The sequence below is a fragment of the Fontisphaera persica genome (assembly GCF_024832785.1).
Taxonomy (GTDB): domain Bacteria; phylum Verrucomicrobiota; class Verrucomicrobiia; order Limisphaerales; family Fontisphaeraceae; genus Fontisphaera; species Fontisphaera persica.
On sequence record NZ_CP116615.1, the window covers coordinates 2,127,050 to 2,139,938 of the forward strand.

The following is a 12,889-nucleotide window of genomic DNA, read 5'->3' on the forward strand; positions in this document are numbered from 1 at the left end:
ATTTTCCTTTGCAGACCGGGCGGCGGCGGTGCATCCTTGTTTTGGCGATGAGCACGACAATGGAGTCCTCCACCAGCCGCCGGCGGTTGCCGGAGTGGCTGCGCTTGCGGTTGCCGCAGACGGCGGCGTTTGCGCATACGCGTAATTTGTTGCAAGACCAGCGCCTGCATACGGTGTGCGAAAGTGCGCGCTGCCCCAATCACTGGGAATGTTGGAGCAAGGGCACGGCCACGTTCATGATTGGGGGCGACCGCTGCACGCGGGCGTGCAAGTTTTGCGCGGTCACCACCGCCAAGCCGCTGCCCTTGGAGCCTACGGAGCCACAGCGCGTGGCGGAGGCGGCCCGTCGGATGGGGCTGCGCCACGTGGTCATCACCGGCGTGGCGCGGGATGATTTACCCGACGGCGGCGCGGAGCATTTCCGCCGCACAATTGAAGCGGTGCGCGCGCTGAATCCGGGGGTGGTTATTGAGGTGTTGACGCCGGATTTCCAAGACCAGGACGCAGCGCTGCGCTGCGTGCTGGCGGGGCGGCCGGAGATTTTCAATCACAACCTTGAAACGGTGCGCCGGTTGACGCCCACCGTGCGGCATCGGGCGACGTATGAGCGCTCACTCAGCGTGCTGCGCAAGGTCAAAACGTGGGCGGGCGAGACGCTCTACACCAAATCGGGCCTGATGCTGGGTTTGGGGGAAACGGAGGAGGAACTACGGGAAGCGTTGCAGGATTTGCGGGCCGCCGGCTGTGACCTGCTGACCCTCGGCCAATATCTGCAACCCACGCCGGAGCATTTGCCGGTGGTGGAATATGTGTCTCCGGAACGCTTTGCGGCGTATGGACGCCTGGCGCGGGAAATGGGTTTTGTGCACGTCTCCAGCGCCCCGCTGGTGCGCAGCTCCTATCACGCCGATGACTTTCACCCGGACCGCACCCGGAATGCATAAATGATCGGCACCGCGTTGAATGTGGCGGCGATTGTGGCCGGGGGGCTGGCCGGCAGCAGCCCACGGTGGCGCTTGAGCCAGGGGCGCGAGCAGCAAATCAAGACTTTTCTCGGCGTGGCGGCTCTGGTGCTGGGGGGAAAACTTTTTTGGGCGGGCACACAAGGGCCGCTTGGCGCCGCCCTCAAGGTGTGGGGGCTGGTGTTGTTGTCTTTGATGCTGGGCAAGGTTGCCGGCCGACTGCTGGGTCTGCAAAACGCCAGCAACCGCCTGGGCCAATATGCCCTGCAGCGATTGCAGGCGCCGGCCAAGGCAGCCCACCGCTGGGATCATGCGCTGCTGGTGGGCGCGGCCTTGTTTTGTGCCGCGCCGCTGGCCTTCATCGGCAGCCTGCAGGACGGCCTGCATAATTTCTGGTATCTACTAGCGGTCAAGGCGGTGATGGACGGCCTGGCGGCGCAGGCCTTTGTGCCGCTGTTGGGCCGCGGGATTTTGCTGGCAGCGCTGCCGGTGGCGGCCTGGCAGGGGGTGTTGACCCTGGGCGCGCGCGCCCTGGTGGAAGCAGGCTGGCTTTCCACTTTTGCCCCGGCCACGGCGGCCTTGCATCTGGTGTGCGGTTTTTTGGCGATTAGTGTGGCGGTGGTGATTTTTGAAGTGCGTAAAATTGAGCTGGCTAACTACCTGCCGGCGCTGGTCATCGCGCCGTTGCTGGCACGCTGGCTGGTCTGAAAGCCCTGCCGCCGGATTATTTCTCCTCCGGCTTGCGTTTGCGGGCGTATTTTTCGATGCCGGCAATCACCGCTTCCAGACTGGCAGGCTTGGCGATGAAAGGATAGCCGCCAATGACGCCGTCATGCTCGGCCACGCGGGAGGGTTTGACGGACGCGCTCAGGAAAACGATGGGGTAATCCTTCAGCTCCGGGTCCGCCTTGAATTGGTTGGCCACGTCTCCGCCAAACATCTGGGGCATGATGACGTCGAGCAGAACGACGTCAGGTTTGAATTGGCGGGCGGCTTCCACGGCTGCGCCACCCCAGTTTTCCACGCGCACCTCATACTGCCCGGTGCGTTCGAGATTGAGCTTCAACAGCCGCGTGAAGCTTTCTTCGTCATCCACCAGCAGCACCCGGGTCTTCATAGTGGGCTAGTTGCAGGACAATATAATCCCCTCAGGCTTTGGAGCGCAAGGAGGCTTTCAATTCCGCCAAAATACGGCTGCCCTCCTCCACACTGACCGGCTGCTTCCGGCGTTCTTCCGCCCGTTCGATGAGATGGGCGGGCAGCTCCAACAAAAACCGCGAAGGATGCGCCGGGGTGGGAGCACCGTACTTTTTCCGGGCCAGGCAGTGGCTCAACGTCAGAGTTTGGCGGGCACGGGTGATGCCAACGTAGAACAGGCGGCGCTCCTCGTCCACCGTTCCCTCCTCCTTGGAGCGGGTGTGCGGCAGCAGTCCCTCCTCCAACCCCACCAAAAACACATGGGGGAATTCCAAGCCCTTGCAGCTATGCAGGGTAATCAGCGTCACCTGGTCCCCCTCCAGTTCCTCTTCCTCGTCCCGGTCGGCGTCCAAAGTGATTTCCTCCAGAAACCGGTTCAGGCGCTCGCCGGGCGTGGCGCCGGCGTAGTCCTCGTGGTCCAGGGTGCTCACCAAATCTTTGAGGATGCGGATGCGGTTTTCCGCCGCTTCCGGCGTTTTTTCGCTCGCGCGGATTTCCTCCCAATAACCCACCTGGTCCAGCCAGTGCTCGGCCCAGCGCCGCAGGGAAAAACCGGGCACCGGCTGGGCGAGCGTGTGGTGATGCGTTTCCACCAGATGCAAAAAACCGCGCACGGCCTCGCGCGCGCGGGCCGGCAGGGCTTCCTGCACATCGGTGTGCCGCATGGCGGTGAACACCGAGCAATGCCGCGCATGGCTCAGGGCCAGAAGCCGCTCCATGGTGGCCTCGCTCAAGCCGCGCGCCGGCACATTGGCAATGCGCAGCAGGCTGATGTCATCGTGCGGATGGTGGAAAGTGCGCAGGTAGGCCAGAAAATCCTTGATTTCGCGCCGGTCAAAATAACTCTGGCCGCCCACCAGGTGGTAGCGGACGCGCGCCGCCCGCAACGCCGTTTCCAGCGCGCGCGCCTGGTGATTGGTGCGAAACAGAATGGCCTGCTGCTGCCAGGGGATGCGTTTGAATTTGCGGTTGATTTCAATCTGCTCGACGATGCCGCGGGCTTCTTCCTCCTCGTTTGCAAAGGTGTGGAGCACGATGGGGCTGCCCTGCCCGTTGCGGCTCCACAATTTCTTGGGCCGGCGGCGGGAGTTGTGGGTGATCACCGCATTGGCCGCCTCCAGGATGACATTGGTGGAGCGGTAGTTTTGCTCCAGCTTGATGACCTTGACCCGGGGAAAATACTTTTCCATGTCGAGCAGGTTGGCGATTTCCGCGCCGCGCCAGCCGTAGATGCTCTGGTCGTCATCGCCCACCACGCACAGGTTTTGGTGGTGGGCGGCCAGGAGCCGCAAAATCTCGAACTGGGCGGCGTTGGTATCTTGGTATTCATCCACCATGATGTAGCGAAAGCGCTGGCGGCACTGGGCCAATACTTCCTTGTCCTTTCGTAACAAGGTAAGCGTCAATCCCAGCAAATCATCAAAATCCACCGCATTGCAGGCGCGGAGCGCGGACTCATACCTGGGCAGCAAATGGCGGGCGATTTCATGCAGCGTATCCTCCCGGCCATCAAAACCGTTTTTAATCCGGCTGATTGCCGCCGCGACGTCAGCCGCGTCCAACGAAACCCCGCGCACATTGAAATGCGAAAGAATGCGGCGCACCGCGCTCAGGCGCTCCGACTCGCTGTAAATGACAAAGTTGGGCTTGTAACCCAAGCGGTCAATGTATTGGCGGAGCAGGCGCGCCCCCAGCGCGTGAAAAGTGCAGATGGTGGGCGACTCTGGTTTGGGCTGGCCGGGCGCCACGCGGGGCCGGGGCACCAACTGCGCCACGCGTTCTTTCATTTCGCGCGCCGCCTTGTTGGTGAAGGTCACCGCCAAAATCTGCCCCGGCGGGACGCCCCGGGCAATCAGGTGCGCCAGCCGGTAGGTGATGACCCGCGTCTTGCCCGTACCGGCCCCCGCCAGTATCAACACCGGCCCTTCGGTGGTCTCCACCGCCCGGCGTTGTTCTGGATTCAAACTGTTCAAATCCACCATGAGTGCGGCGGAGTGTAGTGGGTGCCGGGCGCAAGGCAAGCAAGGAAGAAAAACGGCCGCCTACTGCACGCTCCCCAGACAAGAGCGGTCCACCTCCGCCGGGCGCGCGCCGGGCATGTCCATGCGCGGGCGTTTTTGCAACAGCTCCAAAACCGGGTCAAAGGTGCGCAGGATGGCCTGGTAATCGGGGTCGTTGGTGTCGGCAAAAACTCCGGGGCCGCATTTACCCCAGCCGCCAGCATCGGCGGAGAGCGGCGCCAGCAAGAAGGGGTTGCGCTGCGGATTTTGCAGGCGTGTCCAGAACTGGCGCGGTATGCGGCCTCCCTCATGACAGGTGGCACAACGCCGGGCCGCCACTTCGGCCAGGGTCTTGTCCAAGTCCGGCGGATAAATTTGGCGGCAGCCTTTTTTCTCCGGGTAGGCAGTCTCAGAAGTGCCGTAATAAGGGACGTTCAAATCCATCCACATAAAAATCCGGCGCAAGCTGTCGGCATCCATGGTGAAGCGGCGCTGGCCATTGGTGCTGGGGTGGCCGGAGAGCAGCAACCCGGTCAGTTTGCTGGCGGGCGAGCCCCACTGTTTGGGGGTGATTTGCAGGATGTTCTGCTCCATGCCGTTGTAGGTGGGAATCCAGCTCGTGTAGGGGTTGTCCCATTCGGCTTCGCCGGCGCGTTTGCGCCCGCGGGCCAGGACTTCGTAGGAAACATTGAAGAAGTCGGTCTTGTCGCCGCACAAGTCCAGGTTGCCGGCGGGCTGATTGCCGCTGTGACAGGCCACGCAATAACGGTCGAGCACCGGCTGGACGATGGTGGAGTAATCAAAGCCCACGCCCTGACCCCACTCCGGCGGGCGCAACGGTTGCGGGGCGGCGAAGCGAAGGGGTTGATGCACGGCCAGGGTGGTTTGCTGGCGCGGCTCATGGCAGCCCACGCACCCCTGAATCTCGCCGGGCATCAAGTGGGTGAAGGTGCGCATGCGCTGCACCGCGCGCCCCTGGGCATCCAGTGCCATGAAATAAATGGGGCGCCGGGCGGGCACTTGAAAACACGCCGAGCCGTCCGGACTGACACTGGCGAACCCCCACACGCGCTTGGCAGCATAAGTGGCACCACAGGAGATTACGGGAAATTGAAAACCAAAGGCGCGATGGGCCACGTCGGTGCGCACAGGCTTGTGGACTTCCTCGACCACACAGATTTCGGTGACTTCGCCGGGACGCACGTGCGGCTCCAAGCCGCGATGCACATTTTGCAACACCACCGTAGCCCATTCCAAAGCTTCATACTCCTCGGAAGTCACCCGTACCTCCCCCAGCGGCATGAGCACCGGCGGCCGCGGCCGTGGCCGCAACGGCATCGGGCTGTAAAAGCCCAGGCCGCCCCGCGGCGGCAGCACCACGGCCTGCTGGGTGCCGGCATAGTCCCGCAACAAAATCGTGCCCCGTTTGGATACCAGGAAATAACGGTCATCCAAGGGAAAGGGATTCTCGTAGGGGCCGCGGATGTGGTTACCGTCGCCACGGTCCACCCGCCCAATGTCCACCTCCGGGGTGAGATTTTCAATGGCCGCCTGGGCGTTGTTGCCGAGAGCCGGATTGATGATGCCCACGGCGCCGCGCGCCGGGCCATTGTGGCTGGTCAGGGTGCAGAGCACCCGGGTGGTGCCAGGAATGCTGCGCGCTTCCATGAACGTGGCCGGGCTGAGCACGCGGTTGCCAAAAAAGCCCGCCAGCCCCGTGCCATCAGGGTGTATTGTCCAGAGGCTTTGAATGGGAATGGCGGGTTTATCCACGTATTCCCAGCGTGAATAAATCACGCGCCCGTCCTCCATGACACTGGGCGTGAAATCGTTGACAATGTTTGCCGAAAGCCGCCGCACCTGGCTGCCGTCAGCCTCCATGCGGTACAAAATGCCCACGGGCGACACCCAGCAATAAGCAAAGCGCGAGGCGCGCGTGGAAAGAAAGGCGATGCCCCCATCCGGCAACCAGCAGGCATTGTAATTGTGGTGCGGGCCCTCGGTTAATTGCCGCAGACCGGTGCCGTCGGCCTGGATGACAAACACCTGATATCCGGCCGCCTGTTCCCGCCGCCAACTAAAGAGTATTTTCCGGCCATCATACGACACGTCGCAATCCAGGATTTGCCCCTGGGGCGACTCGACCAGACAACGCAGTCCGCCGGTGGCAGGCGTGAAAAGGTACAACCCACCGCCCGCGCCAAAGTCCTCCACATGGTAGGTGTAAACGTGGCTGGGATTCAGCTCACGGCGCTGAATGACCACCAGCCGCTCAAAGCCCAGCTCACCGCGGGTCAGTTTGTTTTTGAGCTCTGGCGACTCCACGACCTCTTCGGGCAGCATTGCCGGACGCCCCGGCGGCAGCGGAAAAAACTTGCCCAGGGCGGCCTCCGGCACATGGCTGGCAAAGACCTGGATTTCCGAGGCGCCAGGATTCATGCCGCCGTAAGAGCTGGTGAATTTAAGAGTCAGTTGTTTGGTTTGAATTGCGTCCGGCAACGTGATGCGCTGCGGGCCGTGGCCCATGGCCAGACGGCCCCGGTGCATGGGCTGGGCCGCCCCTTCCACCCAAACCTCATAATCCTTCCAGCCCTCCTCGGCAAACCAGGCGGTGCGGGCATAATAAATGATTTCTGCCACGGTCACCGGCGCCGGCCATTCCAGCGTAAATTCCGCGCCCTGACGGTGTGTCTGACCCTTCACACACCAAGTCTGGTTGACGTCCTGCTGTGAACCAGCGGGCGGGATTTTGCCGTCGCAGGCGAAGCGGGCCTGGTACTGCGGGCTGTATTCGGAATGGGCGGTGGCCCTGGCCTTGAGGGCGAGGTTTTCCGGCAGGCCAGCCGGCGCTGCCAGCAGCATGAAGGGCAAGGCCATCGTCACTGCCACCACTGCGGCAAGGGCGCACAAACGATGGGAATTACCAATCATCCATGGCAGACTAACGCGGGGACGATTGGGTCTGCAAGCGGGGAATTCTGCGGTTGCAGCACAGCGGGGTTTGCGTTAGAAGTCAGCCATGAAGCACATGCGTTTGCTGTTGCGGGCCGTCCTTGCCGGCTGGCTGTCCTGCAGTCTTTTCCAAGCCCTGGCCGCCGCGCCACCGCCCGGCTTTGTGGCCTTGTACAATGGCCGCGATTTGTCCGGCTGGTGGGGCACGGGCGACACGGACCCGCGCACCTACATTTTTTTGAGTCCGGCGGAATACGCCAAGCGCCGCGAGGCCAGCCTGCCCAACATCCAGCGCCATTGGCAGGCCGCGGGCGAGGAATTGGTGAATGATGGGCAGGGTTTGTTTCTGACCACCGAAAAATTTTTCCGCGATATTGAGCTGTTGATTGACTACAAGACCGTGCCGCGGGCCGACAGCGGCATATACCTCAAAGGCACGCCCCAGATTCAAATCTGGGATTACACTGACACCAATAAATTCAGGCTGGGCGCCCACAAAGGCTCGGGAGGCTTGTGGAACAACAGCCCTGGCGCACCAGGCAAGGACCCACTGGTGCTGGCCGACAAGCCTTTCGGCGAATGGAATCATTTTCGCATTCTCCAGCTCGGCACGCGCACCACGGTTTATTTGAACGACCAACTGGTGGTGGACAATGCCATCATGGAGAATTATTTCGACCGCACCCGCAAAATGCCGCTGCCGCCCTTCGGGCCCATTCAATTGCAAACGCACGGCGGCGAAATCCGCTGGCGCCATATTTTTGTGCGCGAAATCCCGGCCGAGGAAGCCAACCGCCGCCTGCGCGGACAGGACGAAGGATTTACCCCCCTGTTCAATGGCCGCGACTTCACCGGCTGGCAGGGGCCGCTGGATAATTATGAAATCAAGGACGGGGCCATTGTCTGCAAGCCGGGCAAGGGCGGCACGATTTACACCAAAGAGGAATACGGTGATTTTGTGGTGCGGCTGGAGTTCAAGCTGCCGCCGGGCGGCAACAACGGCCTGGCCATCCGCTACCCCGGCCAGGGGGATACGGCCTACGTGGGCATGTGCGAGCTGCAAGTTTTGGATGACAATTATGAGCAGGTGAAAAACACCAAGATTGACCCGCGCCAGGCCCATGGCTCGGCCTATGGCATGGTGGCCGCCTACCGGGGCTATCAGCGGCCGGTGGGTGAATGGAATTATCAGGAAGTCACCGTGGTAGGCTCCAAAATCAAGGTGGAATTGAACGGCACCATCATTCTGGACTGCGATTTGAGCAAGGTCACCGAATTCATGGGCAACACCCCACACCCGGGCAAGGACCGCACGCGTGGTTACTTTGGCTTTGCCGGGCATAATGACCCGGTCATGTTCCGCAACATCGCCATTAAAAAGCTCTAGTACCGCAGCGTCAGTCAACGTTGAGCCAAACCTCCTATGAGCACTTCCGCTATTGCTTCATTGTCCCGCCGCCGTTTTTTACGGCAGTTTGCCATGGCCGGTCTGGTGGCGCCCTGGGTCACCCGCGATTTGCTGGCGCAATCGGCTTCCGCCGTGCTGCGTCATGCCGCGGTGGGCGCGGGCGGCATGGGCGCGTCGGACATTCAATCCCTGACTTCGCATCCCGCGGTGAAACTGGTGGCGGTGGCCGACGTCGAGCTGCGCCGCGCGCAGGCGTTGCAGCAACGTTTCCCGGGCCTCCGCGTCTATCAGGATTGGCGGCTCATGCTGGAGAAGGAACAAGGGCAGATTGACTCGGTGAACGTTTCGACTCCTGACCACATGCATGCTCCCGTGGCCATGACCGCCCTGCAAATGGGGTTGCATGTGTACGTTCAAAAACCGCTCTCGCACGACATTTACGAAAGCCGCCGCCTGACGGAAGTCGCCCGCGAGAAAAAACGCGTCAGCCAGATGGGCATCCAGATTCACTCCTACAACGAATACCGGCTGGCGGTGAAGCTGGTGCAGGAGGGCGTCATCGGCAAAATCAAGGAAGTCCACACCTGGAGCAATAAAAAATGGGGCGACCCCGCCCCGCGCCCGGACCGCGCCGACCCCGTGCCGGAGGGGTTTGACTGGGACTTGTGGCTGGGGGTTTGCGCACCCCGTCCCTTCATTGGCAACGGCTATTATCACCCCGCCAACTGGCGCAAGCGGCTGGATTTTGGCACCGGCACCTTTGGCGACATGGGCTGCCACATTTACGACCCCGTCTTCAAGGCCCTGGCCCTGACCGCCCCGCTGTCGGTGCGCTCGGAAGGACCGCCGCCCAATGCCTACAACTGGGCCAATGACGCCAAAATCCTGTATGTCTTTCCAGGCACCCGCTTCACCGAGGGTAAAACGGTGAATGTCACCTGGTACGACGGCGACCAGCGCCCGCCGCGTGACATTCAGGCCCTGCTGCCGCGCAACTTGCCGGACCAAGGCTCGATATTTATCGGGACCAAGGGCATCATGCTCCTCCCCCACATCGCCAAGCCCGAGCTCTATCCCGATGCCGCCTTCCGCGACTTTGTCTATCCCAAGCTGGACCGGGTGGACCATTACCATTCGTTTGTGGACGCCTGCCTGGGACGTGGGCAGACGTCCGCCGGCTTCGATTACTCGGGGCCGTTGACAGAGGCCGTGTTGCTCGGTGGCGTGGCCACTCGTTTTCCTCAAACCACCCTGAAATGGAATGCGGAGCGGTTGTCGTTTGACCTCAAAAACGCCACCGCGCTGGTCCGGCGTGCTTATCGCAAAGGCTGGGAGGTCAAAGGGCTGAGTTAAGTTCAGGTCCTCGACCTGGCGCCAGCCCAGCGCCAGGCGGCCCGAAACGAACCGATGCCGGCAAACGGCCCATTCAGCCGGGAGAAAAGGGAGAAACGGAAACTTTATGGCCTTTTACAATGAAGCCAAGCTGCGGGACATTTCGCAGCGCTTTCAAATCTACGGGCAGATTTTGCATGCCGAGCCCTGCAAAATCGGGCACATCAATGAAACCTACACCGCCACCTATGACCAGGGCGGCGTGAAGGTCCGCTACATTCACCAGAAGATTAACACCAATGTCTTCAAGGACCCCGTGGCGGTGATGAGTAACGTCATGCGCGTCACCCGCCATGTGCGCGCCAAGCTGGAGGCAGCGGGGGCCGAGGACATCACCCGCCGCACGCTCATTGTGGTGCCCACCCGTGATGGCAAGGACTTTTATTTCAACGGCGAGGGCGAGGCGTGGCGCACGTTTATCTTCATTGAAAATGCGCGCACTTATGAGTCTGTGCAATCTCCGGCGCAAGCTTACCAGGCGGGCCGGGGATTTGGCACCTTTCAATGCCAGGTGGCCGATTTGCCCGGCGAGCGGCTCCACGAAACCATCCCCAATTTTCACAACACCCGCATGCGCTTCAACGCGCTGGTAAAGGCCATTGAAGCGGACCACTTCAACCGCGCCGCCATTGCGAAAAAGGAAATCAACTTTGCCCTCAAACAGGAGCCGATGGTGGACACGCTGCTCAAGGCGCTGGCCCGCGGCGAAATCCCCGAGCGCATCACCCACAACGACACCAAGTTCAACAATGTGATGCTTGACGCCCAGACTGGCCAGGCGCTGTGCGTGGTGGATTTGGACACCGTCATGCCCGGCCTGGCGCTGTATGATTTTGGCGACATGGTCCGCACCACCACCAGCCCCACCCTGGAGGACGAGCCGGACCTGGGCAAGGTGCGGATGCACATGCCCATCTTCAAAGAGCTGGCCCGCGGCTACCTGGAGACGGCCACCTTCCTCACCAAAGCGGAAAAGTCCTACCTGGCCTTTTCCGGCAAGCTCATCACCTTCACCATCGGCGTCCGTTTCCTCACGGACTTCCTGCAGGGCGACGTTTATTTTCGCGTGCACCGGCCGCAACACAACCTGGACCGCTGCCGCACCCAGTTCAAACTGGTGGAATCCATTCACCGCCAGCAGGAGGCCATGCAGGCGTTTGTGGACAGCCTCTAGCCCCTGATTTTCTCCTTGGCACAACCGTCCGCGGCCCGCAAGCTGACGCGCATGACGGATACCGGCATGAACGTCCATCAAGTGGCCCATCTGGCGCGGCTGGAGCTGACCGCCGCCGAGGCCGCCGCTTTTCAAGCCCAGTTGCAGCAGGTGCTGGAGTACGTGGAGAAACTTAAGCAAGTGGATATTTCCGGCGTCGAACCAACGGCCCACCCCTTCCCTCTGGAAAACGTGACGCGCCCGGATGAAGTGCGGGAATCGCTGCCCCATGCCGAGGCTTTGCAAAACGCCCCGGCCCGCAGCGAAGGTTTGTTCGTAGTACCGAAAATTGTCGAGTAACCGCCGCCATGTTGCACACCTCCAACATCGTGGACTTGCGGGCGCGGTTGCACCGGCGCGAGGTCAGCGCCCGCGAGGTCATGGCATCCTGCCTGCGCCGCATCGAGGCCGTGGACCGCCAGTTGCATGCTTTTCTGCACGTGGACGCAGACGATGCGCTGGCCCAGGCCGAGGCCGCCGACCGGCGGCTGGCCGCGGGGGAAAAACTGCCCTTGGGAGGCATTCCCGTGGCCATCAAAGACGCCATCGCTGTCCGCGGGCATCCCCTGACCTGCGCTTCGCGCATTTTGGGGCAATTTATTTCCCCCTATGACGCCACGGTCATCGAAAGATTGAAGGCCGCCGGCGCTGTGGTTTTCGGGCGATTGAACATGGACGAGTTTGCCATGGGCAGTTCCACCGAAAACTCGGCCTTCGGGCCCACCCTCAATCCATGGCATCCGCAATACGTGGCAGGCGGCTCCTCCGGCGGCTCGGCGGCCGCAGTGGCGGCGGATGAATGTTTGGCGGCGCTTGGCTCGGACACCGGCGGCTCCATCCGCCAGCCGGCGGCATTTTGCGGATGCGTAGGGCTTAAGCCGACTTACGGGCGCGTGTCGCGCTACGGGCTGGTGGCCTATGCTTCGTCGCTCGACCAGATTGGCCCGCTCACCAAAACGGTGGCGGATGCCGCCCTGATGCTCGAGGTGCTGGCCGGACATGATCCGCGTGACTCGACCAGCGCGCCCCGACCCGTGCCCGCCTGCAGCGCCGCGTTGGGACAGCCGGTAAAAGGTTTGCGAGTGGGCCTGCCCAAGGAGTACTTCGTAGGCGGCTTGGAGCCGGTGGTGAAACAAGCCCTTGCGGAAGCCATTCGCGTGTTGGAATCCCAGGGCGTGGAGTTGCGGGAAATCTCCCTGCCCCACACGGAATACGCCATCGCCACTTATTACATTATTGCCACGGCCGAAGCCAGCGCCAACCTGGCGCGTTTTGACGGCATTCGTTACGGTCGGCGGGTGGACGGCGCCGACCCGCTTGAGCTTTACTGCCGCACGCGCGGCCAGGGCTTTGGCGCGGAGGTCAAACGACGCATCATCCTCGGCACGTATGTGCTAAGCAGCGGGTACTACGACGCCTACTATTTGCGCGCCCAAAAGGTGCGTACCCTCATCCGGCAGGATTTCCTGCGCGCGTTTGAGCAGGTGGATGCCATCCTCACCCCCACGGCGCCCACCCCGCCCTTCCGGCTGGGCGAAAAAACGGCGGACCCATTGCAAATGTATTTGACGGACATTTTCACCATTTCCTGCAATCTCGCCGGCTTGTGCGGCATCAGTGTGCCCTGCGGTTTTGCGGAGCATCCGCGGCGCCCGATTGGCCTGCAACTGCTGGGGCCGCATTTTGGCGAGGAGACATTGCTCCGGCTGGCTTATGCCTACGAGCAGGCCACGGACTGGTGGCGGCAGAAACCTCCCCTTTAATC

10 protein-coding genes are annotated in these 12,889 nt (G+C 61.9%); 7 read left to right on the plus strand and 3 right to left on the minus strand.

The genetic code is table 11. The features are described from left to right. The first annotated feature begins 47 nt into the window (after positions 1 to 47). Entirely contained in the window at positions 48 to 944 is an 897-nt protein-coding gene (lipA, locus tag NXS98_RS07715) for a lipoyl synthase (RefSeq protein WP_283847898.1), read from the plus strand. Next, positions 945 to 1,670: a DUF554 family protein gene (locus NXS98_RS07720; protein WP_283847899.1), complete on the plus strand. Its 726-nt coding sequence runs from the start codon at positions 945 to 947 to the stop codon at positions 1,668 to 1,670. It abuts the gene before it with no gap. Between the two features lie 16 nt (positions 1,671 to 1,686). Here NXS98_RS07720 and NXS98_RS07725 read toward each other — a convergent pair whose 3' ends face one another. The 3 genes from NXS98_RS07725 to NXS98_RS07735 are packed head-to-tail and all read right to left on the minus strand — an operon-like array spanning position 1,687 to position 7,090. Beyond that, positions 1,687 to 2,079: a response regulator gene (locus NXS98_RS07725; protein WP_283847900.1), complete on the minus strand. Its 393-nt coding sequence runs from the start codon at positions 2,077 to 2,079 to the stop codon at positions 1,687 to 1,689. A gap of 31 nt (positions 2,080 to 2,110) precedes the next feature. Then, positions 2,111 to 4,141: an ATP-dependent helicase gene (locus NXS98_RS07730; RefSeq protein ID WP_283847901.1), complete on the minus strand. Its 2,031-nt coding sequence runs from the start codon at positions 4,139 to 4,141 to the stop codon at positions 2,111 to 2,113. A gap of 60 nt (positions 4,142 to 4,201) precedes the next feature. Continuing rightward, the gene (locus NXS98_RS07735) at positions 4,202 to 7,090 is read right to left on the minus strand and encodes an HzsA-related protein (protein WP_283847902.1); all 2,889 of its coding nucleotides are present in this window, start codon (positions 7,088 to 7,090) and stop codon (positions 4,202 to 4,204) included. Positions 7,091 to 7,187: 97 nt separating this feature from the next. Between NXS98_RS07735 and NXS98_RS07740 the strand changes: the two genes are divergently transcribed. The 5 genes from NXS98_RS07740 to gatA all read left to right on the plus strand — a co-directional run bounded on the left by NXS98_RS07740 (position 7,188) and on the right by gatA (position 12,887). Continuing rightward, positions 7,188 to 8,498, plus strand: coding sequence for a 3-keto-disaccharide hydrolase (locus tag NXS98_RS07740; protein WP_283848144.1), 1,311 nt, complete (start codon positions 7,188 to 7,190; stop codon positions 8,496 to 8,498). A 36-nt stretch (positions 8,499 to 8,534) separates the two neighbouring features. Beyond that, the gene (locus NXS98_RS07745; RefSeq protein ID WP_283847903.1) at positions 8,535 to 9,872 is read left to right on the plus strand and encodes a Gfo/Idh/MocA family protein; all 1,338 of its coding nucleotides are present in this window, start codon (positions 8,535 to 8,537) and stop codon (positions 9,870 to 9,872) included. 106 nt (positions 9,873 to 9,978) lie between these two features. Continuing rightward, on the plus strand, positions 9,979 to 11,085 hold the full coding sequence (locus tag NXS98_RS07750) for a phosphotransferase enzyme family protein (RefSeq protein WP_283847904.1): 1,107 nt from the start codon (positions 9,979 to 9,981) through the stop codon (positions 11,083 to 11,085). Positions 11,086 to 11,100: 15 nt separating this feature from the next. Further along, a complete protein-coding gene (gatC, locus tag NXS98_RS07755; protein WP_343214144.1) occupies positions 11,101 to 11,424 on the plus strand; it encodes an Asp-tRNA(Asn)/Glu-tRNA(Gln) amidotransferase subunit GatC in 324 nt (107 codons plus the stop codon). A gap of 8 nt (positions 11,425 to 11,432) precedes the next feature. Beyond that, positions 11,433 to 12,887 carry an Asp-tRNA(Asn)/Glu-tRNA(Gln) amidotransferase subunit GatA gene (gene gatA / locus NXS98_RS07760; protein WP_283847905.1) on the plus strand — a complete coding sequence of 485 codons (1,455 nt, stop codon included), beginning with the start codon at positions 11,433 to 11,435 and terminating at the stop codon, positions 12,885 to 12,887. The last annotated feature ends 2 nt before the right edge of the window (positions 12,888 to 12,889 follow it).